This is a genomic window from Microbacterium esteraromaticum, from assembly GCF_014084045.1.
GTDB classification, from domain to species: Bacteria; Actinomycetota; Actinomycetes; order Actinomycetales; family Microbacteriaceae; genus Microbacterium; species Microbacterium esteraromaticum_D.
In genome coordinates this window covers 806,009-828,159 of the sequence record NZ_CP043732.1, presented here as the reverse complement: position 1 = coordinate 828,159, position 22,151 = coordinate 806,009, and the positions used below count along the sequence as shown (strand labels likewise).

19 protein-coding genes are annotated in these 22,151 nt (G+C 67.0%); 15 read left to right on the top strand and 4 right to left on the bottom strand.

Annotation, left to right across the window (positions count from 1 at the left end):
- Positions 1-4: 4 nt before the first annotated feature.
- From FVO59_RS04005 to FVO59_RS03995, 3 genes are all read left to right on the top strand, one after another.
- The gene (locus tag FVO59_RS04005; RefSeq protein ID WP_182254888.1) at positions 5-856 is read left to right on the top strand and encodes a GDSL-type esterase/lipase family protein; all 852 of its coding nucleotides are present in this window, start codon (positions 5-7) and stop codon (positions 854-856) included.
- 203 nt (positions 857-1,059) lie between these two features.
- Positions 1,060-3,240 carry a polysaccharide lyase 8 family protein gene (locus FVO59_RS04000; protein ID WP_182254886.1) on the top strand — a complete coding sequence of 727 codons (2,181 nt, stop codon included), beginning with the start codon at positions 1,060-1,062 and terminating at the stop codon, positions 3,238-3,240.
- A 16-nt stretch (positions 3,241-3,256) separates the two neighbouring features.
- Positions 3,257-4,735, top strand: a complete 1,479-nt coding sequence (locus FVO59_RS03995) for an aldehyde dehydrogenase (NADP(+)) (protein ID WP_182256486.1) — start codon at positions 3,257-3,259, stop codon at positions 4,733-4,735.
- Between the two features lie 840 nt (positions 4,736-5,575).
- On the opposite strand, the gene FVO59_RS03990 is transcribed toward FVO59_RS03995, so the two are convergent.
- Complete coding sequence (locus FVO59_RS03990; protein WP_182254884.1) at positions 5,576-5,935, bottom strand: DUF488 domain-containing protein; 360 nt, start codon at positions 5,933-5,935, stop codon at positions 5,576-5,578.
- 117 nt (positions 5,936-6,052) lie between these two features.
- Here FVO59_RS03990 and FVO59_RS03985 point away from each other — a divergent pair, with 117 nt between their 5' ends.
- Positions 6,053-6,814, top strand: a complete 762-nt coding sequence (locus FVO59_RS03985; RefSeq protein WP_182254882.1) for a 3-hydroxyacyl-CoA dehydrogenase — start codon at positions 6,053-6,055, stop codon at positions 6,812-6,814.
- Positions 6,815-6,824: 10 nt separating this feature from the next.
- Positions 6,825-7,655 carry an SDR family oxidoreductase gene (locus FVO59_RS03980; RefSeq protein ID WP_182254880.1) on the top strand — a complete coding sequence of 277 codons (831 nt, stop codon included), beginning with the start codon at positions 6,825-6,827 and terminating at the stop codon, positions 7,653-7,655.
- 104 nt (positions 7,656-7,759) lie between these two features.
- Here FVO59_RS03980 and FVO59_RS03975 read toward each other — a convergent pair whose 3' ends face one another.
- Entirely contained in the window at positions 7,760-8,512 is a 753-nt protein-coding gene (locus FVO59_RS03975; protein WP_182254878.1) for a sulfite exporter TauE/SafE family protein, read from the bottom strand.
- A 40-nt stretch (positions 8,513-8,552) separates the two neighbouring features.
- Between FVO59_RS03975 and rlmN the strand changes: the two genes are divergently transcribed.
- Positions 8,553-9,824 (top strand): dual-specificity RNA methyltransferase RlmN, encoded by a 1,272-nt coding sequence (rlmN, locus tag FVO59_RS03970; protein ID WP_259363427.1) that lies wholly within the window; start codon positions 8,553-8,555, stop codon positions 9,822-9,824.
- 17 nt (positions 9,825-9,841) lie between these two features.
- Here the strand turns inward: rlmN and FVO59_RS03965 are convergent, their stop codons facing one another.
- Both FVO59_RS03965 and FVO59_RS03960 read right to left on the bottom strand, forming a co-directional pair.
- Positions 9,842-10,660 carry a hypothetical protein gene (locus FVO59_RS03965; RefSeq protein WP_182254876.1) on the bottom strand — a complete coding sequence of 273 codons (819 nt, stop codon included), beginning with the start codon at positions 10,658-10,660 and terminating at the stop codon, positions 9,842-9,844.
- On the bottom strand, positions 10,657-11,133 hold the full coding sequence (locus tag FVO59_RS03960) for a SixA phosphatase family protein (protein WP_182254874.1): 477 nt from the start codon (positions 11,131-11,133) through the stop codon (positions 10,657-10,659). Before FVO59_RS03960 ends, FVO59_RS03965 begins: the two co-directional genes overlap by 4 nt.
- Positions 11,134-11,236: 103 nt before the next feature.
- Between FVO59_RS03960 and FVO59_RS03955 the strand changes: the two genes are divergently transcribed.
- From FVO59_RS03955 to FVO59_RS03915, 9 genes are all read left to right on the top strand, one after another.
- Entirely contained in the window at positions 11,237-12,838 is a 1,602-nt protein-coding gene (locus FVO59_RS03955) for a DUF4407 domain-containing protein (RefSeq protein ID WP_182254872.1), read from the top strand.
- Positions 12,839-12,850: 12 nt separating this feature from the next.
- On the top strand, positions 12,851-13,357 hold the full coding sequence (locus FVO59_RS03950; RefSeq protein WP_182254870.1) for a hypothetical protein: 507 nt from the start codon (positions 12,851-12,853) through the stop codon (positions 13,355-13,357).
- 44 nt (positions 13,358-13,401) lie between these two features.
- Positions 13,402-14,415 (top strand): aldo/keto reductase family protein, encoded by a 1,014-nt coding sequence (locus FVO59_RS03945; RefSeq protein ID WP_182254868.1) that lies wholly within the window; start codon positions 13,402-13,404, stop codon positions 14,413-14,415.
- A 169-nt stretch (positions 14,416-14,584) separates the two neighbouring features.
- Entirely contained in the window at positions 14,585-15,550 is a 966-nt protein-coding gene (locus FVO59_RS03940; RefSeq protein ID WP_259363425.1) for a class I fructose-bisphosphate aldolase, read from the top strand.
- Between the two features lie 29 nt (positions 15,551-15,579).
- Complete coding sequence (locus FVO59_RS03935; RefSeq protein ID WP_182254866.1) at positions 15,580-17,637, top strand: AGE family epimerase/isomerase; 2,058 nt, start codon at positions 15,580-15,582, stop codon at positions 17,635-17,637.
- A gap of 144 nt (positions 17,638-17,781) precedes the next feature.
- Positions 17,782-19,131, top strand: a complete 1,350-nt coding sequence (locus tag FVO59_RS03930; protein WP_182254864.1) for an ABC transporter substrate-binding protein — start codon at positions 17,782-17,784, stop codon at positions 19,129-19,131.
- 132 nt (positions 19,132-19,263) lie between these two features.
- Complete coding sequence (locus tag FVO59_RS03925; protein ID WP_182254855.1) at positions 19,264-20,115, top strand: carbohydrate ABC transporter permease; 852 nt, start codon at positions 19,264-19,266, stop codon at positions 20,113-20,115.
- A complete protein-coding gene (locus FVO59_RS03920) occupies positions 20,112-21,014 on the top strand; it encodes a carbohydrate ABC transporter permease (protein WP_259363424.1) in 903 nt (300 codons plus the stop codon). The genes FVO59_RS03925 and FVO59_RS03920 overlap by 4 nt, the downstream gene beginning before the upstream one ends.
- 17 nt (positions 21,015-21,031) lie before the next feature.
- Entirely contained in the window at positions 21,032-22,009 is a 978-nt protein-coding gene (locus FVO59_RS03915) for a DUF4432 family protein (protein WP_182254853.1), read from the top strand.
- Positions 22,010-22,151 lie beyond the last annotated feature (142 nt).

The following is a 22,151-nucleotide window of genomic DNA, read 5'->3' as shown; positions in this document are numbered from 1 at the left end:
CGGCATGGCCACCGGAGTACGCTATCGATTTGTCCCTCGCGGAACGGTGCTTCGCGTTGAGCTGCGAGCCGACGACCGGGCTGCCCCCATCGACCTTGTGGTCGATGGCCAGGTCGCCGCGCGGCGCGAAGTGCCCTCCGGGGAATCGTTCGTCGCCTTCGACCTTCCGGAGGGATCTTCGGCCGAGCTGTGGCTGCCTCAGTTCGGGACCGTTGAGGTGCGGAGTCTTCTTGTCGACGATCTCGCACCACAGGAGCTGGAATTCCCCGAGCGCCGGTGGATTGCCTACGGAAGTTCTCTCACGCAGTGCAAGTCTGCCGCGGGACCGTCGGAGACCTGGCCGGCGATACTCAGTCGCCGCTGCGGGCTGGATCTGGAATGCATCGGTCTCGCCGGCGAATGTCATCTGGACCCCGCCATCGCTGACTACATACATGATGCAGAGCCCGACTTCGTGACGCTCTGCATCGGGATCAACGTCTATGAGCAGGCGAGCTTCTCGGCTCGGTCATTCGCGCCGGCGGTCCGGGCATTCATCGAGCGAGTCGCACGCTCACGGGCGCAGACCCTCGTCATCGGACCTGTCGCCAGCCCGCGCTTCGAGGACCAGCTGAACCGCGTCGGGATGTCTCTGGACATGATGAGGGAGCACGTTCACAGTGCGTCGCAGGATGTCTTCCAGAGGTACTCGAATGTTCGATATCTGGACGGGCGGTATCTGCTCTCTCTGAGCGATGACCACCTGTTCCTTGACGGAGTTCATCCCACGGCCGAGGGACACCGTGTGATTGCTGAACGGATGATCGACCGGTTCCCCGAGGGGGAGCTGGGCTTGACCCCACTCGTTCGACGTTGAGCGAGGCGAGAAAGGAATGCCATGGAAAGCAGTTGTGAGATCCTCCGCCGGACCGTTCTGAAGGGCGGGGTTGCGCTGGGCATCGGTGCACTTATTCCGTTCGCCGGATCCGCTAGTCCGGCCTCTGCGATGATGCTCGACGCTTATGACGGACTCCGCGAGAAGTGGAGGGACGGTCTGACGGGGGCGCGGTCGATCTATCGGTGCCGGCGATCTCCGAGGCGATTGACCGGCTTGACAACGAAGTCACGCACCTGCTCGGTCTTGTGGAGTCCGGTGCGACCCGTACCCGTGTCTTCACCGATCTTTCGCTGACCGAGTCGGCACAAATGTCCGCTTCCTATCAGCGACTGCGCACGATGGCCATCGGGTACGCGACAAGCGGTTCGAGCTTTGCCGGCGATACGTCGCTTCTTGCTGTGTTGAGAGCCGGGCTGGCGGACCTCTATGACCTCGTCTACGGACCGGGGCACAGCCAATTCGGCAACTGGTTCCACTGGCAGATCAGCTCGCCGCAGGCGTTGAACGATGCCTGCGTACTGCTTTACGACCAGCTGAGCGCGACCGAGATCGACAATTACACGGCGATCGTTCAAAGTCGGATTCCGAACGCCGATGGTCAGACCGGCGCGAATCGCGTAGACGTCGCTCAGGTCATGATCGTGCAGGGCATCCTGGATAAAAGTTCCACCAAGATCGCTGCCGGCCGAGATGCGCTATCCCCGGTCTTTCCGCTCGTTACGAGTGGTGACGGTTTCTATTCGGACGGAACCTTCATTCAGCACAACGTGATTCCTTACACCGGGCAGTACGGTCGTGTTCTCCTTGAAGGCCTTGCATCACTCCTGGCGTTGCTGACGGGTTCGCCTTGGGAGGTGATCGATCCGCAGAAACAGGTCGTCTTCGACACCGTGGAGAAAAGCTTCTCGCCCTTCATCTACGACGGTCGCATGATGGACGCGCTTCGCGGGAGGGGCGTGTCGAGATGGAATCAAAGCGAGGTCAGCGATGGGCGCACCGTGGAGGAGGCGATTCTTCTCCTGGCAGCTTCTGCGTCGTCCGCAGAAGCCGCAGCCTGGCGCTCTCGGGTAAAGGGGTGGCTGCAGCGCAGCAGTTCCGAATCCGTCTATACGCAAGCGAGCGTCGTGCGTGCCAAAGCGTTTCACAACGTCTTGCATGACGCAAGCGTCGGTTCGGTCGCGGAAAACAATGTCACGCAGATCTTTCCCGTGGGGGCGCGAGCCGTCCACCGTCGGCCCGGGTGGTGCGTTGCCCTCGCGTCAGCCTCGTCGCGCATTGCCCATTACGAGTCGATCAACGGAGAGAACAGAAAGGGCTGGTTCCAAGGGAGCGGGATGCTGTATCGGTACGATTCCGATCACGCGCAGTACTCGGACTCTTTCTGGGCCGCTGTCGATCCGTACCGTCTGCCCGGAACGACCGTGCAGCGCACGAGCCTCCCGCCGGCCAGTGGCGCGCCGAAGCCGACCAACAAGTGGAGCGGCGGCACGGTGCTAGATGGAAACTACGGGACGGTGGCCCAGTATCTCATCCCACCGGGCGGTACCTCGATGCGTGCCTGGAAGTCATGGCATTTCCTCTCCACATCTGTCGTGTGCCTTGGCTCGAAGATCAGCTCCTCATCATCGGCGACTGTGGAAACGATCCTCGAGAACAGGAATCTTCACCACTCCGGCTCGGCAACCCTCACCGTCGACGGGGTGACAAGATCTCTCACCCTTGGTTCGCCCACGGTGATCACCGGTGCTTCTTGGGCGCATATCCAGGGCGTGGGCGGGTATGTCCTCTTGGGCGGAGCGACTCTTTACGCTCTGCTGGAAGACCGAGCCGCCGACTGGTCCCAGGTCAATAGCTACGTAGCGGGTGCACCCGCTCCGACCGACCGACGCTTCTTGTCCCTGTGGGTCGACCATGGGGGTGCACCGACGGCCGGTCACTATTCATATGTGCTGCTGCCCGGAGCGGATGTCGCCACGACCGCGAATTGGGCGGCCTCGCCTCCGGTCGCCGCACAGGCATCGAGCGACCGGCATATCGTCGAAGTCCCCGCTGCCCAGTATCTTTCTGCAGATGTTTTCACAGTCGCCGGAACGTCGGCGGCCGTGACGACAAGCAGCCTGCCGACGATGGACCTTCCCGGTCAGTGCTCGGTGATCGTCAGACGGTCGGGGTCTCAGCTGAAGGTCGCCGTGGCTCAGCCGACGAAAGCCCTCGATTCGGTGACGATTGTCATCCACGAAGGCGGCTGGTCGCCGTCCACGCCGCATCCCTCTGTCTCAGTCAGCACCTCATCAACGTCGACACGACTGACAGTCGACACGAGTGACCGAGACGCTCGGAGCCATCAGATCACCCTTGTCTGAGTGGGAAGGCGCACGCATGTCCGCGCAAAGTGATACGAATGTGAAGGAGCCCCTCGTGACAACCTCGGTGGGCGTGAGTGCGATTGCGGCCGCTGCCCAGCAGGCGTTCTCGCGAATGGTGCGGGTAAGCGAACGAGAGCGGGTGGCATGGCTCTTCGCTCTCGCGGACGGGCTCGATGCACATACGGAGGAGCTGCAACACCTCGCAGAGGCGGAGACGTCATTGTCGAGAATTCGCCTGCGGGGCGAGATTGCGCGGACATCTGGTCAGCTTCGACTGATAGCCTCGGTGGTTCAGGAGGGCTCCTACCTCGAGGCGATCATCGATCATGCGGATGACCGGATGGCTCCGCCCCGTCCGGATCTGCGTCGAGTACTTCGTCCGATCGGACCTGTGGCGGTGTTCTCCGCTTCGAATTTTCCCTTCGCATTCTCCGTACTCGGTGGCGATACGGCGTCCGCACTCGCCGTCGGGTGTCCGGTTGTTGTCAAAGCACATCCGGGACACCCCCTCCTATCCCGACGTTGCATGGAGATCGCAGGCGAGGCCCTTCACCGGGTCGGGGCTCCCGACGGCGTTCTGGCGCTCGTCGAAGGTCACGAGGCGGGGATCGAGCTGGTTGAGCACCCGGTGATCAAAGCTGTGGGATTCACGGGCTCGTTGGAAGGCGGGCGAGCCCTCTTCAATCGCGCGGCTGCGCGCCCAGATCCCATTCCCTTCTTCGGCGAGTTGGGCTCGATCAACCCGGTCATTGTGACAGCGGCGACAGACCGGGTTCGCGGCAGCGAACTGGCTGCGGGTCTTGCAGGCTCATTCCAGCTTTCGCACGGACAATTCTGCACAAAGCCCGGCGTCGTCTTCCTTCCCTTTGATTCGGAACTGGAGCGCGCGTTGCCGGCTCACGTCAAGAGCAATTCGGAGCGGATGCTCACTCAGCGCATTGCTGACGGCTTCCGGGAACGGAGCAAAGACCTGTTGTCCGTCCCGGGGGTGAGTGTGCTCGCCGGCGAGCCGACGCTCGCAGATGCGCAGACCGTGCGAGCTCGAGTGCTGGTGACCGATACGCGCGTGTTCGAAGAGCATGCAGTCGACCTCCTCACGGAGGTCTTCGGCCCGACGACGCTTCTGGTCCGCTACGCGACAGAGCAGGACCTGTTCGATGCGTTGCATCATCTTTCAGGAACGCTGACGGCAACGCTCCACGCAGAACCTGACGAGGATATCGCCGAGCTCACGCGCGTTCTCGAAGATCGAGCAGGCCGAGTGCTGTTCGAAGGGTGGCCGACAGGCGTGGCCGTGACATGGTCGCAACACCATGGCGGGCCATGGCCCGCGGCGACGTCGACGTTCAGCTCGGTCGGCGCTACGTCACTTCGTCGGTTCCAAAGGCCGATCATCTATCAGGACGCGCCAGACGCGGTGCTGCCGCCGGCGCTCCGCGAGATGAACCCGCTTGGTATTCCCCGGCGGGTCGACGGCAGCTACACGGTGTGATCTCGAATTGCGAGCTTGAGGAGCTCGAGGATGTGCCGACACTTCTTGCAGGTCCCTCGCGTTTTAGCGATCTCGCAGGTGCGGTTAAACGGAGATCACCTCGGCGGCTTCCGCGACGGTGGCAGATCCTGTGAGTTCCTGGTGCAGCATGCACGGTTCCCGGCGAACCTACACCACCCCCGCCATGGGGGACAGTAGCTGTTCTGACGACCGCATTTGCGATCGCCACCAGCGCTCCGTCCAGACGGTCTGTGCGGGGGATCAGGTGGGTTGCAGCACGAGAGAGTTGACGACCTGAGGTGCATCTCCCAGCGCATCAAGCACGACTCTGGCGCCGAACGACACGACGTCCTCGGTTCAATATCTGAGATCGGCCTCGGTGAAGAAGGTGGGAAAGCCCTTCGGTCAGCAGGAGGGGTCGCTGAGCAGGAGAGCCTCTTCCTCGTCACTGGAATTGACTATCGCCTTGACGGTTCTTCTCAGGATCCGGGACCATCCCTACGCATGTCCCTTGGATGGCCACGGGGTAGAGCAGCAGATCGATTCGATGCCATCCGGAACGACGGACCACGCGAGCGCCTCGGTGACACCGATTCCGCTCCCGGCTGGACCGTACTGCCGTTGACGCAGGCGGGGAGGTAGACAACCACGGCCGGCTTCCGCCACATACCGGCGCTCGCACGGCTGTCTCGGGCTCGGTCGCCGAGCGCGGATCCACGGCGTTCAGGCCGCACCACCCTGGTCGCCAGCCACTCATCGGAAACGTCGCGTCCTTCGGTGAGCACATCGGGCACCTCGATCGCTGAATCGGGAATCGACATGCCTCCATCGTCGCCGATATCAGCCGAGCAGGCGTCGCAGCACCTCTTCCAGCACGATCGCGTGATTGTGCTCGGTGTCGTGCACGGCGTAGACGAGGGTGACGACCGGATGCCCGCGCAGCTCGTCGACGAGTTCCGAGAGCGCCTCCGCCGATTCGCTCTCGAGCTGCGCCCGGTAGCGCTCGGCATTCGTCTCGAAGTCGGCGCCCGGGGCGTGCCACGCGCGGCGCAGCTCGGTGGTCGGGGCGACGTCCTTGGCCCACAGATCGATGGCCGCGCGCTCCTTCGAGACTCCTCGCGGCCAGAGCCGATCGACGAGCACGCGGAACCCGTCGGCGGGGGAGGCGTTGTCGTAGGCTCGTTTGCGACGAAGTTCCATGCCCTCAGCATCCACCCGCCGCGGCCACCCCGCCAGCGGGAGACTCAGAACCACGTATGCTGAGACTCAGTCGCATACGGCGTCCGACCGGCGCCGAGCCGTTCGAAGGAGAACACGATGCAGATCACGGGACAGGGCGCGCTCATCACGGGCGGAGCCAGCGGACTCGGTCTCGCCACCGCGCGCAGGCTCTCCGCTGCCGGAGCACGGGTCGCGATCGTCGACCTGCCGAACTCCCCCGGCGAGGAGATCGCGGCCGAGCTCGGCGGGCTGTTCCTGCCCGCCGATGTGACCAGCTCGGAGCAGGTGGCCGCCGCCGTGGCATCCGCTCATACCGTCGCCCCGCTGCGCGTCGTCGTCAACTGCGCCGGAATCGCTCCGCCCGCGAAGGTGCTCGACCGCGACGGCAACCCGGCAGACCTCGACGCATTCGAGCGCGTGATCCGCATCAACCTCGTCGGCACCTTCAACGTCATCTCGCAGGCCGCAGCGGTCATCGCCCAGACCGAGCCAACCGACGGCGGAGACCGCGGCGTCATCGTGAACACCGCGAGCGTCGCCGCGTTCGACGGGCAGATCGGCCAGCCCGCCTACTCCGCCTCGAAGGGCGGCGTGCACGCGATGACCCTGCCGATCGCACGCGAGCTCGCCCGTCACGGCATCCGGGTCTGCACGATCGCGCCAGGGATCATGGAGACCCCCATGCTCGCCGGCCTTCCGCAGGCCGCGCAGGACTCGCTCGGCCAGCAGGTGCCCTACCCGTCGCGCCTCGGAAAGCCCGACGAGTACGCGGCGCTCGTCGAGCATATCGTGGCCAACGGCTACCTCAACGGCGAGACGATCCGTCTCGACGGCGCCATCCGCATGGCGCCGAAGTAAGGAGAAGAACATGTCCCTCGCAGGCAAGACCATCCTGATGTCGGGCGGCAGCCGCGGCATCGGCCTCGCCATCGCGCTTCGCGCCGCCGCCGACGGCGCGAACATCGCCATGCTCGCCAAGACCGACACCCCGCACCCGAAGCTCGAGGGAACCGTGCACTCCGCGGCCGAGGCCATCCGCGCGGCCGGCGGCCGGGCTCTGCCCATCGTCGGCGACGTGCGCGACGACGATCAGGTGACCGAGGCGGTCCTGAAGACGCAGGGCGAGTTCGGCGGCATCGACATCGTCATCAACAACGCCAGCGTCATCGATCTGTCGCGCTCGCTCGACCTCGCCGCGAAGAAGTACGACCTCATGCAGGACGTCAACGTGCGCGGCACGTTCATGCTGTCGCGGGCGGCGGTGCCCGTGCTGCGCGAGTCGGCGAACCCGCACATCCTGTCGCTGTCGCCGCCGCTGAACATCTCGCCGAAGTGGCTCGGGGCGCACACCGGGTACACGCTCGCGAAGTACGGCATGACGATGGCCACCCTGGGCCTGGCGGCGGAGTTCGCGGATGCCGGGATCGCCGCCAACACGCTCTGGCCGCGCACGACGATCGCCACCGCCGCCGTGCAGAACCTGCTGGGCGGCGACAGGGTGATGGCGGCCAGTCGCACCGCCGACATCTACGCCGACGCGGCGTATTCGGTGATCACCAAGCCCGCCGCGTCGTACACCGGCCAGACGCTGATCGTCGAGGACGTGCTCGAGGCCGACGGCGTCACAGACTTCTCGACGTACGCCGCCGTCCCTGGCACCCCGGACGACCGCCTCTTCCCCGACATCTTCCTCGACTGACGCGTGCCCGCCGGGACGGATTTCGGCGGATCCGACGGATGTCGGCGCGAACGCGAGGTTCGCGCCGACATCCGTCTTCTGCGCCGACATCCGTGCGGCACCGCTCAGAAGAGCAGGTAGACCGAGCCGGCGATCGTGAGCGCGATCACCAGCCGGTCGAAGAGCCGCTGCGGCATCCGCCTGGCGATGCGGATGCCGATCAGCGCGCCGATCACGACCATCGGCGCGAGCGTGAGATCGAGCAGCAGAACCTCGGGGGTCAGCAGCCCGATCCCGGCGAGGAAGGGCACCTTGGTGAGGTTCACGATCGCGAAGAACCACGCCGAGGTGCCGAGGAAGACCTTCACCGGGGTCCGCGTCGCGAGGAAATACATCGACATGACCGGGCCGCCTGAGTTGGCGACCATGGTCGTGAATCCGGCCATGGTCCCGTAGCCGGCGGCGGCGATGCGACCGGATGCCCTGACGCCGCCCTCGTCGGGCGCGGGCGGCGCGCCCCCGGCCCGGCGTCTGCGCCAGAGGGTGAGCGCCACCATGGCCAGCAGGATCACCCCGATCGTGCGGCGCACGATGCCGTCGGTGCTGATCGCGAGGAACGCCGCACCGACCAGCAGTCCGACGACGACCGCCGGTGCGAGCCGCAGCAGCGTGCGCCAGTCGGCATGCCTGCGGTACGCGATGAGGGCGAACACATCGCCCACGATGAACAGCAGCAGCATCGCGGCGGTCGAGGTGCGAGCGGGAAGGACGGATGCCAGGATCACCACGGCGATCGTCGAGCTGCCCGGGAGCGCCGTCTTGCCGAGCCCGGCGATGAGGGCGGCGAACGCCAGCAGCATCCAGGCCCAGATCTCCATGGTCTCCAGTCTCCCAGGCGGCACGCCGTACCCTTGACTCATGCCCGCATCCGACAAGACGCCGCCCTCCCGCAGCACGCCCGTGCGCAAGACCGGGCCTGCCCGCGGCACTCAGGTGCGCCCGGCGACAGAAGGATGGACGCAGGCGAAGGATGCCGAGGGCCGTCCGCTGCTGCAGTTCGCCAGCCCCAAGCGCGGCAAGCCGCCTGTGCACCTCGCCGACCTCACTCCCGCTGAGCGCGTCGAGAAGGTCACGGAGCTGGGGCTGCCCGGCTTCCGCGCCAAGCAGCTGTCGACGCACTACTTCACGCACTACACGTCCGACCCCGCGCACATGACCGACCTGCCGGCTGCGCAGCGCGACGAGCTCGTCGCGGGCATGCTGCCGCCGCTGATGACCGAGGTCAAGCGGCTCGAGACAGACCGCGGCGACACGATCAAGTTCCTCTGGCGCCTGCACGACGGGGCGCTCGTCGAGTCGGTGCTCATGCGCTACCCCGGCCGCATCACCCTGTGCGTCTCGTCGCAGGCCGGCTGCGGCATGAACTGCCCGTTCTGCGCCACCGGCCAGGCCGGTCTGACCCGCAACATGTCGACCGCTGAGATCATCGAGCAGATCGTGCGCGCCAACCGGGCGATCGCGAACGGCGAGCTCGGCGGAAAGAAGGCGAACGACCACTCCATGGAGCGCGTGTCGAACATCGTCTTCATGGGCATGGGCGAGCCGCTCGCGAACTACAAGCGGGTGATGGATGCCGTGCGCATCATGGTCGCGCCGCAGCCCGACGGTCTCGGCATGAGCGCCCGCGGCATCACCGTGTCGACCGTCGGTCTGGTCCCCGCGATCAAGAAGCTCGCCGATGAGGACATCCCGGTCACCTTCGCGCTGTCGCTGCATGCCCCGGACGACGAGCTGCGCGACGAGCTGATCCCGGTCAACTCGCGCTGGAAGGTCGGCGAGGCGCTCGATGCCGCCCGCGAGTACTTCGACAAGACCGGTCGTCGCGTGTCGATCGAGTACGCCTTGATCAAGGACATGAACGACCACCCGTGGCGTGCCGACCTGCTCGCCTCGAAGCTGAACTCCCGCGGGCGCGGCTGGGTGCACGTGAACCCCATCCCGCTGAACCCGACGCCGGGATCGATCTGGACGGCATCAGAGGTCGAGGTCCAGAACGAGTTCGTGCGCCGGCTGAACGACGCGGGCATCCCGACCACCCTGCGCGACACCCGCGGCAAGGAGATCGACGGGGCCTGCGGCCAGCTGGTCGCCACCAGCGAGGACGAGGCCGAAGCCGCCGCGCTGGTCTGACCCGCGCCTCTCGCGGGTCAGTGCGGCGAGCGCAGCTGATCGGCGGGCATCAGAGCGGTCTCCGGGCGACAGCCCAGCTCGCCGGGCTGCAGCAGCACTCGCGGCACGTCGGCCGCCTCGACCGTTCCATCGGCCCTGCGCGCGACGAGCACGCAGTCGTCGACGCCTCCTAACGCGACGCCGATCTCTTCATTCCGGACGAGCACCGACGGGTCGTACGCGACCTCCCGTTCGCCGGTCGGCTGCGGGATGCGCGAGACGATCTCCGCCCGGATGCCATCGGCCGAGGCATCCGGATCGACGGCACTCAGCACGTCGATCACGCTCTGCTGGGCGCCGTCGGGCACGACGTGCACCGTGCGGGTGTCGGCGGGCGGGTCGACGGGATGCGCATCGGCCGGGCACTCCACCCGTCGGGCGAGGGCATCGGGGTCGCGGTCGCCGAACTCCTCGGTGGCCACGCCCCAGTAATCGAACTCCGACTCGAAGCACGCGCGGTACGGCCCGTCTTCGCGGGTGGCGATCGTCACCCGCAGCAGCAGAGCGCCGAACGGCTCGCCGTGCACCGCGCCGGGGTATCCGCTGAACCCGATCATCTCCAGCGACTGGCCGCCCGCGAGGTCCTCATCCGCCCATCGGGCATAGTCGTCGATCGTGTCGGTCGGGCCGCGATAGAGCTCAACCGCGAAATCGGCGGCGATGCGCTGAGCATCCGTCGCGACCTTGAGCTCCTCTGCGTCCTTGGGGACTCCGGCGCATCCAGCCAGACACATCACGGCGATCAGGGGAGCGAGCAGAGCCGCGGGCCGCGCGGCACCCGTTGGGGAGGGCATCATGATCGCGGAGTGCGCAGCGCTAGCAGGCGCCCAGAGCCCTCGATCAGCTCCGCCCACGAGTCGACGTCGACAGCGCATTCGGCGACGGCGCAGGTCGGGAACGACACGAACTCGCCGGTGAGCTCGGTCACGGCACCGGCCATTCCGGGATTGTGTCCGACCAGCATCGCGACGTCGACATCGTCCGTGAGGGTCCCGGCCACGGCGAGGATCGTGCGCGCCGACGCCGCGTACAGCGAAGGCTCGTCGGCCACCTCGAGACGGAACGCCGCCGCGTACTCGTCGGCTGTGCTGCGGGCGCGCAGCGCCGTGCTCGACGCGATGTGCTGCAGCCGCACGCCGTCATCGCGAAGTCGGACGGCCATCGAAGGGGCGTCGCGCAGACCGCGGGCGTCGAGCGGGCGATCATGATCGCGCTCCGACGGATCTCGCCAGTCGGACTTCGCATGGCGGGCGAGCAGCAGCGTCTTCATGGCGTCCAGCCTGGCATCCGCGGCCGCGAGCCGCACCCTTTCTGTGAACCGCTCGCAGGGATCGTCCGGGACTCCCACAGCCGGGATTTCCTACGCTGGAAGGATGTCCTATTCCGCACATCGCCCTGGCCGGATGGATTCCCAGGGGCGGATCTCGCTCGACACCGACGCTCCCGACGGCTCGGTCGCCGACGACGACCTCGATTTCCTGCGCCAGTACGAGCCGACCGGCTCGGAGAGTGCGCGACCCGACGACGACGCACCCGAGACGCACCCGACCGCTGTGATCGACGACACCGAGCCACCGGCATCCGGCGACCGCCAGAGCGAGGCTAGACGGCCGCAGCGTGCGCCTCGACCGAAGCGTGAGCGCCGACCCCGAACGCCCGGCTCACGCCTTCGCACCCTGGCGATCCTGGGCGGCGCCGAGGGCGAGATCCTCGACCGGGTGCCCGGCGAGACCCCGCGTTTCGTGCAGATGTTCTTCGTGCTGCTGGGCACGGCCCTCGTCTCGGCGATCTCGATGATGTTCGCACTGACGACCGGCGTGCAGGTAGCCATCTGGGTGGCCGTGCCGCTGGCGCTCGTCTGGGCCGCGATCATCTTCAACCTCGACCGCTTCCTCACCTCGACGATGACCTCGACGCGCAGCGTCTGGAAGATGCTGGCCCTGGCTCTTCCGCGCGTCGCGATGGCAGCGCTGATCGGCTTCCTCGTGGCAGAGCCGCTCGTGCTGCAGGTGTTCCACAACGACATCGCCCGCGAGGTGGCATCCACCAACATCACCCAGTCGCAGTCCGACCAGGACGCACTCGAGAAGGGGCCTGAGAAGAAGGCCCTCGACGCGGCCACCGAGCGCGTCGCCGCCCTCGAGAACCAAGCCGCCACGGGTGTGGTCGCCGGCACCGACTCGGGCTCGGCGACCACCACCGCCGCGAAGTCGACGGTCGATGAGCTGACCGGGAAGATGGCCGAGCAGCAGAAGGTCATCGACTCGGCACGCGCTCTGTATCAGTGCGAGCTCACCGGCGAGGGCGCCGGCACCGTACCCGGATGCACCGGGGTCAACGGCCAGGGTTCGAGCTCGGATGCCGCCAAGGCGCAGCTCGCTCAGGCCCAGCAGACATACGACGCGCTCGCCGCGCAGCTGCGCGATGCGAACGACGACCTCTCGGCGGCCGAGACCGATGCGAAGGCCAACACCGCGGCATCCGAGTCCGCCAATCGCGAGCAGGCGAAGGACCAGCTTCCCGCGGCGAAGCAGACCTACGAGCAGGCGCTCGCCGCATACAACGCGCGTGCCGACTCGGTGGCGCAGGGCAATGCCGGCGCTGTCGGCCTGCTCAGCCAGATCACCGGCCTCAATCGCCTCGGCGAGAAGGAGCCGACGATCTTCTGGGCGCACTGGCTGATCGCCGCGCTGTTCTTCATGATCGAGCTGCTGCCCGTGCTCGTGAAGGTGCTCACCAGCTGGGGCGACCCCTCCCTCTACGAGAGGGCGCGCGACATCCGCAGGCAGGTCGACCTCGACCGGGTGACCGCGGAGGGCTTCCGCGATCGCGCCGCGATCGTGACGGCGGCGGATGCCCCTGCCGCCGCGTCTGCGGCATCCGCCCCCGCGTCGGCTGCCGAGCCTGCGCCGGCGGATCCGGCGCCCACCGAGCCGATCACCCGCGCCGACATCCGCGAAACCGCGTCGGTCTGAGAGGATGACGCCATGACCGACGGCACGATGACGGCACGCACGGTGCTCACGCCGCGCGTGGCCGCGGCCGGCCTGGTCGTCGTGACGGCGTATGCGGCGCTCGCCGCCCTGCAGATCTTCGTGCTGAACCCGCTCGCCGCCGTGCCCGGTGCATCTCTCTCAGCTGTCTACGCCGAGATGGACGCCGTCGGCGAGACCATGCCCGTCGCCATGCCGGCGGTCGTGCTCGGCATCGGAGTGGTCGCCGCAGTGGTGGTCGCGGTGCTGAGCATCCGGTCGCGGCTGGAGCCGGCGCACAGCGCACTGCTCTTCCTGCTGCTGCTCGTCTTCGGCACGCCGGGCTACTTCGTCGCATCCTTCGGTCCTGGCATGAACCTGGCCGACACCTTCATGATCAGCGGAGCCGACTACAGCCGCTGGTCGCTGGTGCTCTACGCCGTCAGCATGGCAGCGGTCGTGGCGGTCGTCGTACTGGTGACACGGCTGGCATTGCGTCGCCCCGCCGTTGTCAAGGGGTGACGCAGAGCGGCCACCGTATCGCCACGCCGGATAGCGTTGGAAGCATGGTCAACTATCGCTACCTCGGAAACAGTGGACTCAAGGTCTCGGAGATCACCTATGGCAACTGGGTGACGCACGCCTCGCAGGTGGGCGACGAGGCGGCGATCGCCACGGTGCACGCCGCCCTCGACGCCGGGATCACCACCTTCGACACGGCCGACACCTATGCGAACACGGCCGCCGAGGTCGTGCTCGGCAAGGCACTCGCCGGTCAGCGTCGCGCCGGACTCGAGATCTTCACGAAGGTGTACTTCCCGACCGGCCCCAAGGGTCCGAACGACACCGGCCTGAGCCGCAAGCACATCTTCGAGTCCATCGACGGCTCGCTGCAGCGACTGGGCACCGACTACGTCGACCTCTACCAGGCTCACCGCTACGACTACGAGACCCCGCTCGAAGAGACCATGCAGGCGTTCGCAGATGTCGTCCGTCAGGGCAAGGCGCTCTACATCGGCGTCTCGGAGTGGACCGCCGAGCAGCTGCGCGAAGGGCACGCGCTGTCGCGGCAGCTCGGCTTCCAGCTGATCTCCAACCAGCCGCAGTACTCGATGCTGCACCGCGTGATCGAGGGCAAGGTGGTGCCGACCTCCGAGAGCCTCGGCATCTCGCAGATCGTGTGGTCGCCGATGGCTCAGGGCGTGCTGAGCGGCAAGTACCTGCCGGGCCAGCCCGTGCCGGACGGCTCGCGGGCCACCGACCCGCACTCGGGCGCCGACTTCATCAAGCGCCTGCTGCAGGACGACATCCTCGAGGCCGTCCAGCGCCTCAAGCCGATCGCCGCAGAAGCCGGTCTCACGATGCCGCAGCTCGCGATCGCATGGGTGCTGCAGAACCCGAACGTGGCCGCGGCCCTGGTCGGCGCGTCGCGCCCGGAGCAGCTCGCCGAGACCGTCAAGGCATCGGGCGTGCGCCTGGGCCCCGACGTGATGACGGCCATCGACGAGGCGCTCGGCGACGTCGCGAACACCGATCCCGAGGACACGTACGACGTGTCGCCGAAGACGCGACTGGTCTGAGACGGGGTCGATGACCGGCCGGCGGCGCCTAGGCGCCGCCGGCCGCTGTCGTCTCCGCACGTCTTTCGGAACCGAGCTCTGGACTCTCTGCGCATTTGTGTTATTGTCGTGACATTCACTTGACCGCATGTCATGTGAGAAGACGCATTGCTGACGAACGGTTCCGCCGATGACACGCATCACACCCGCTGACCTCGCCCGTCTGCGCGATGTCCGCGCCGTCGAGCCCGAAGCCGTGGCTCGCGCGCACGCCACCCGCTCGCGCCGCCCTCTGCTCGGTGACGACGGGCGCCTGTTCATCGTCGCCGCGGATCATCCCGCGCGCGGAGCGCTCGGCGTCGGCCTCGATCCTCTCGCGATGGCCGACCGCGGAGATCTGCTCGACCGGCTCGCCGAGGCGCTCAGCCACCCCGGGGTCGACGGCGTTCTCGGCACCGCCGACATCCTCGACGATCTCGCCCTGATGGGCCTGCTCGACGACAAGGTGGTCGTCGCATCGATGAACCGCGGCGGGCTGCGCGGCTCGACCTTCGAGATGGACGACCGCTTCACCGCGATCGACGCGAGCTCGGCGAGCCGCATCGGCGCAGACATGACCAAGGTGCTGATCCGGGTGGATGTCGACGATCCGGGCACCGTGTCGACTCTCGAATCGACGGGACACGTGGTCGCCGAATGCGCCGCAGCCGGTCTGCCCGTGATGCTCGAGCCCTTCATCAGCCGCCGGATCGAGGGCAAGGTCGTCAACGACCTGTCGGCCGACGCGGTGATCCATTCGATCGCCATCGCCGCCGGACTCGGCGGCACGAGCTCGCACAGCTGGCTGAAGCTGCCCGTGGTCGACGACATGGAGCGCGTGATGGCGGCGACGACCCTGCCGACCCTGCTGCTCGGCGGCGACTCCGGCCCCGACCTCGATGCGACTCTGCTCCGATGGGAGCACGCTCTGCGGCTCCCCGGTGTGCGCGGCCTGACGGTCGGACGCACACTGCTCTACCCGACCGACGGCGATGTCACGTCGGCGGTGTCCCAGGCGGCCGGTCTCGTGCACCCTTCCTATGCTGGGCGAGACGGGGCTCCTGGGTGGGATCAGGCGATGACTGACATCGACCGCGGATTCGCGCGGAAAGACTGAGCAAGACAGACACGACACAGGTAAGGGCGATGATGACCACCGAAGCGTACGAGTTCGTTTTCGAGGCCGGGGAGTGGACCCTGCGGCGCGACCGAGAACCCATCCTGAGGGTTCTCGGTCGCGAGGGCGCCACGGACAGCTTCACGCCCATCGAGGGCGGATTCTGGCTCTGGGAGCGGGTATGCGACCAGCCGACCGACTCGATGCGCATGGAACTCGAGACGACGTTCGCGCCGCAGTACACGATGGTTCCCGGGATCAGCTACAACGGCAACGGCTGGGGTGACACTCCCGAGTACGTCGGGGACCGCGCCGCCGACGGCACGCCGTGGACCTGGGCGTGGCACCGCGCCACGATCCCTGCCTGCACCTACTCGGCGGCCGACGGCCAGGCGGTGGTGCTCTCGGGCGCCCTCGACGACGCCGTCAGCTGCTCGCTCACCAGGGAGGGCGACGTCGAGCGGCACACGCTGCTGTGGCCCGAGGTCGAAGGCCCGCAGGTGCTGCACCGGCACTTCTGGAAGGAGGCCTACCAGGGCTCGATGCCGCCGCGCCGTGTCTTCCAGGCGGTCATCGGCGGCTTCGCCGCCGAGCGCCCCCACCTCGACTACCAGCCGCTGCTCGACTTCGCGTTCCGCTACTACGGCCACCCCGTGAAGGAGCGGTTCGGCCCGAAGCGCCTGCACGAGCTGAGCCTTGCCTACACGAAGTTCCTCTGGTCGAGGGAGGCCGACGGCTTCATCAGCATCAACCGCGGATGCGGCTGGCATGAGGACATCACCGCCTTCGGCAAGGCGCGCATCTCGAAGTACGAGATCGGCTGGGTCGGTCAGAGCGCCCTGCTCTCGGTCGCTCTGCTTGAGGAGTACGAGCGCACCGGAGATGCGGATGCCCGTGACAAGGGGCTCAGCACGCTCGACCACTGGTGCCGCTTCGCGATGCCCAACGGCATGGTGCGCATCAAGTTCAGCCTCTCGCCGGAGGAGGACGGCGTGCTCGAGACCGCCGTCGAGAAGCTCGAGCAGAGCAAGGAGCCGGGCAAGGAGCTGCCCTACGAGGAGTACCACCCCGAGTTCGTCACGGGTGCGGACGGCAAGCGGATCTTCCCGATCGACGCGTGCAACCTGGGCGGCGCAGCTGAGCACCTGCTCTCGGCCTACGAGATCGCTGAGAGGATCGGCGAGCCGCGGCCCGAGTACCGGCGGGTCGCGCTGGGAATCTGCGACTTCGCGCTGCGTGATCAGAAGGAGAGCGGGCAGTTCGCCAAGGCGTGGAATCCCGACGGGAGCGTGTTCCGTGAGGGCGGCACCGTCGGATGCTTCCTCGTGCCCGCCCTGATCAAGGCCTACGAGGTCACCGGCGACGAGGCCTACCGCGACAGCGCTGTGCGCGCCTTCGACTTCTACTACGCGGAGCTGCTGCGCGACGGCTACACCACGGCCGGCGCGCTCGACACGTACTGCATCGACAAGGAGTCGTCGAGCCCGCTGCTCATCGCCGCCCTGCGCCTGCATAAGCTCACCGGCGAGCGCCGCTACCTCGAAGCGGCCGAGACCACCGCGTGGTATCTGAGCACCTGGATGATGCACTTCACCGTGAAGTACCCCGAGGGCAGCCTGCTGCACGAGACCGGTATCGACACCTTCGGCATGACCTCGGTCTCGACGGCTCACACCGCCGTCGACCAGTACTCGCTGCATGATGTGCTGTCGTTCTTCGCGCTCGCCGAGGCGACCGGCGATGACCAGTGGCGCGAGCGGGCGCTCGCCCTATGGGTGGGGGCCAGCCAGCTGATCTCCGACGGCACCCTTTCGGTGCGCGGGCGGGTGCGTCCCGCCGGCTCGCAGGACGAGGCGATCTTCCACACGCGCTGGGGTCGCCCTCTGGTGACAGAGTTCCACCCGTGCGAGTGGCTGCCGGCGTGGCCGACCGCCTTCCGCCTCGAGGTGCTGCACGGCCTCGGCGACTGGAGCGATCTCGAGCGCGGGCTCGACGTGATCGCGGGAGCGATCGATGTCCGCCCGCTAGACGAGCCCATCGCAGAACTGGGGGTGAGCGAGACGGCGATGGTGGGACGCACGGGCTGACCTGCGAGCGCTGCCGATCGGCCCGGATCCAGCAAATGTATTTACCTCTAGACATTGACACATAAACTCGCGGCTCCATATGCTGAAGACAGCAGCAGGTGCGCCCCCGTGCATCCGCAGCCGCACCGACAAGGAGGTCAGATTGTGGTCAGCAACAACAACGGCATCAGCAGGCGCAGCCTGCTGATCGGAGGCCTCGGGCTCGCAGCGACGACGACGCTGCTCGCGGCATGCGGTCCGAGCGAGACGTCGGCGAAGAAGCCGGTCGAAGACAAGGGCACCGAGGCCGAGGGCAGCCTCGTGGTCTGGGGTGGCGTGGATCCCGCCATGGGCCCGCAGGCCCTCATCGACGCCTTCATGAAGAAGCACCCGAAGATCAAGGTCGAGTACGTCCGCTTCGTCAACAACGAGGAGGGCATCCTCAAGCTCGACACCGCGCTGCAGGGCGGCGTGCCCATCGACGTCTTCTTCTCGTACGGCACCGTCGACATCGCACGGCGTTCGGCGGCGGGTCTGGCGATGGACCTCACGGACCTCGCGAAGAAGGACGATCAGCTCAAGATGTTCGTCGAGAAGGAGCCGATCAGCACCCGAGTCGACGGCAAGCTGTACTCGATCCCCACCTCGATGTACCCCAACTACGTCGCACTCAACGCCGATGCCCTCGAGAAGGCCAAGATCGACGTGCCCTTCGACTGGACGATCGACGACTACCACGACGTGGCGCAGAAGCTGAAGAAGTCCGGGTTCGAGGTGGGCGCCTACAACGCCCCCAAGCCGTTCCCGGCCACTCTCGGCGGCGACTACCTGTACAAGGACGGCGGCAAGGAGTCGAACTTCGACCACCGGTCGTATCGCGAAGAGCTCGATCTCGTGCTCGCGATGGAGGACGACGACTCGATCTTCACCCAGGAACGCCTCCTGGCCGAGGGGATCGGCGGCTACGCGCAGAACTACTTCCTCAACGGAACGTTCGGCATGATGATCGACGGCAACAACGTCATCCGCTATGCCAAGAACCTCGCGGAGTACCCGCACGACTTCCGCGTGACCTTCCGTCCCTACCCGGCGCCCGCGGGCGGCAAGCCGTACTTCAACCCCGGCGTGCGCGGTGACGACGTGCAGATCTCGTCGAAGACCCAGTACGCCGCTGCCGCCTGGACCTTCGTCAAGTTCTGGATGGGAGAGGGCGCCGACCACATGACCACGGCCGGCAAGATCAGCCCCGACCAGTTCGCGAACCCGTCCGACCAGATGTACGAGAACCTGTTCGGGCCCGACGCCGACAAGCTGTTCGACGTCGATGCGTTCAACAAGACCTTCTTCACCGAGGAGCCCCCGATGTCGGTGCGTGCGATCACCACCGCGTACACCGAGATCTCCACCATGAAGTCGAAGATGGAGAGCGAGGTGCGCCTGCGCACGAAGTCGGTCAAGGACGCCATCGCAGAGCTCAAGCAGAGTGCGGACGAGGCGATCGCCAAGGCGAGCTGAGAAGGACGCGCCTGTGACCGTCACCGAGAACGTGACCACTCAGGGGGCCGGGCACCGCGCTCGGCCTCCCTGAAGGCCCCACCCCGCCGGCGAGGCCAGCTCGTCAACGGCTACCGCTGGTGGATCCCGTGGATGTTCCTGGCGCCGACGATCCTCTCGGTCGCCGCGTTCCTGATCATCCCGCTCGTCGCGGGGCTGCTCATCGCCTTCACCGACTGGAATGTGGTGTCGGGGATCGAGGGCATCCGCTGGATCGGCATGGCCAACTTCCAGGAGATCCTCGGCGACGAGATGTTCTGGGAGTCGACCGGGCGCACGATGTTCTACGCCGGCATCGGCACCCCGCTCACGGTCGCTATCGGCGTGCTGCTCGGCCTCGCCCTGAACCGCCCGATGCCGTTGCGCGGCATCCTCCGCGCCATCTTCTTCCTTCCCTCGCTGGTCAACGTGATCGCGGCCGGCACCGTCTGGCTGCTGCTGCTGCACCCGACCAACGGGCTGGTCAACGATGTGCTGCGTGCGCTGGGGATCACCGAGCCCCCGGGATGGTTCATCTCCCAGGACTGGGCGCTTCCGGCGGTCATCCTCATGTCGGTGTGGATCGGCGCCGGCTATGTCGCGATCCTCGTGATCGCCGCTCTGCAGGACATGCCCGAAGACCTGTACGAGGCCGCGACGCTCGACGGCGCGAACGCCTGGCGCCGGTTCTGGACGGTCACCTTCCCGGGCCTCGTCCCGATCATGACCTTCCTGGTCATCACCTCGTTCATCGGCCGCTCCCAGGCGTTCGGCATGATCCAGTTCATGACATCCGGCGGCCCCGGTGACTCGACCACCGTGCTGTCGTACTACATGTACGAAGTGGGCTTCCACTCGTACCGCTTCGGCTACGCAGCGGCGATCGGGGTGATGAGCATGCTCGGCGTGCTCGTGCTGTCGGTCGGCCTGTTCCGGCTTCAGCGAGGGCGGAGCCTCTACTCATGAGAGACACGACCATGAAGACGCGAGCCGCAGACCAGCTGCAGTTCACCCCGCGCCCGGGTCAGCTTCGACGCAGGCGCCGCGAGCGCCTCGCGTGGTGGGTGCGCGGCCTGATCATGTCGGCCATCGCCCTGCTGTTCCTCACCCCCTTCCTGTGGATGCTCTCGTCATCGCTGAAGGCCAACGGCGACATCTTCGAGATGCCCCTGCGGTGGATCCCCGACCCGATGGTGTGGGCGAACTACATCAACGTATGGTTCGGCGAGCGCTCGATGGTGCGCTACTTCGGCAACTCCACGATCGTCGTCGTCGCCACCATCATCGGCCAGCTCGCGGTCGTCACCCTCGCCGGCTACGCCTTCGGGCAGTTGAAGTTCAAGGGCCAGAACGTGCTGTTCATCGCGTTCCTGGCGACGTCGATGGTGCCCGCCCAGCTGCTGCTGGTGCCGCGGTTCATGTTCTTCCGCCAGATCGGTCTCTACGACACGCTGTGGGCGCTGATCCTGCCAGGCCTCGCCTCGGTGTTCTCGACATTCCTGCTGAGACAGCACTTCGCCTCGGCGCCACGGGAGCTGGGCGAGGCGGCACGACTGGACGGCGCGAGCGAGTGGCGCATCTTCTTCCACATCTACCTGCCGCTGTCGCGTCCGATGCTCGCTGCCCTCGCCATCCTGATCTTCGACGCCACGTGGAACGACTTCGAGAGCGCGCTGATCATGATCACCGACGAGTCGAAGTTCACCATCCCGCTCGGTCTCACGAGGTTCATGTCGGAGGACGGCACCGTGTCGCTCGGGCCGGCACTGGCGGGATCGGTCTCGTCGCTCATCCCGATCCTGATCGTCTTCCTCATCTTCCAGCGGCAGTTCATGCAGTCGATGGCGCGCGCAGGGCTGCGCTGACAGGAGCGGAACCACCGATGACTTTCGATCACCGGATCATCACCGTCTCGGGGTGGGAGGCGCATCGCCTCTCGACCTCCGAGGTCGATGTCACCGTCATCCCCGCCAAGGGCGGCGACGTGCACGCGATCGCCCATCGACCGACCGGTGTGGACCTGCTGTGGACTCCGCGCTGGGGCCTGCGGCCGCCCTACGCCCTGCCTCTTCCGGGCGTTCCCGAGGCGCTGGCCCTCGATCGCTCCGGCGGCGGGTGGAACACGATGTTCCCGAACGCCGGACGGGCGAGCGTCGAGCACGGCGTGGACTGGGGATTCCACGGCGAGACCTGGCTCGCGCCGTTCGACGCGGAGGTCGTCGATGGCGGGATCGTGATGCGCGCGACGCTCGCGCGCAGCCCGTTCATCGTGTCGAAGCGCGTGATAGTGGCTGATGCCCGCGTGACGGTCACCGAGACGGTGACTCATGTGGGCGCGCGCCCCGTCGATGTGCTCTGGTGCCAGCATCCGGCTTTCGGAGAGCCGCTGATCGGCCCGGCGACGACGGTCGAGATCACCGGATGCGTGGTGAACCCCGACATGCCCGACGACGTGCCGCCGACCGTGGCGCCCCCGCGCTGGCCGGACCACAACGAGACCGACGGCTCGCACCACGACCTCGGTCGGCTCGACGCCGATCGCAGCGGGGTGTCACGGCTGGCGTTCCTGGGATCGTTCGATGACGAGCAGGTGCGCGCGCGCATCCGCAATCCCGAGCTCGGCCTCGGCGTGCAGCTCGAGTGGAGTCGCGAGGACTTCCCGTTCGCCTGGTACTGGTACGAGGCCGGCGGCAGGCAGGACTACCCGTGGTTCGGGGCGGCGCACTCGCTCGCCCTCGAACCCGCGAGCGGTTATCCGAGCGGAGTGCGCCGTGCGCGCGAGCTGACCGGCACGGCGACGACCATCCAGCCCGGCGCGACCGTGACGAAGACCGTCACGCTGTCGGTCATCCCCGCCTGACGGGAGACGGCCCGAGCCCACGACGGTGAAGACCGTCGTGGGCTCGGTCGTCCGCCGGGATGAGAGACCGTCCGTCGTCGATGAGAACCGCACCAGGCCGATGCGGAGGCCGCCGCGGCCGACGCGGGGTCGCCCCGGCCGA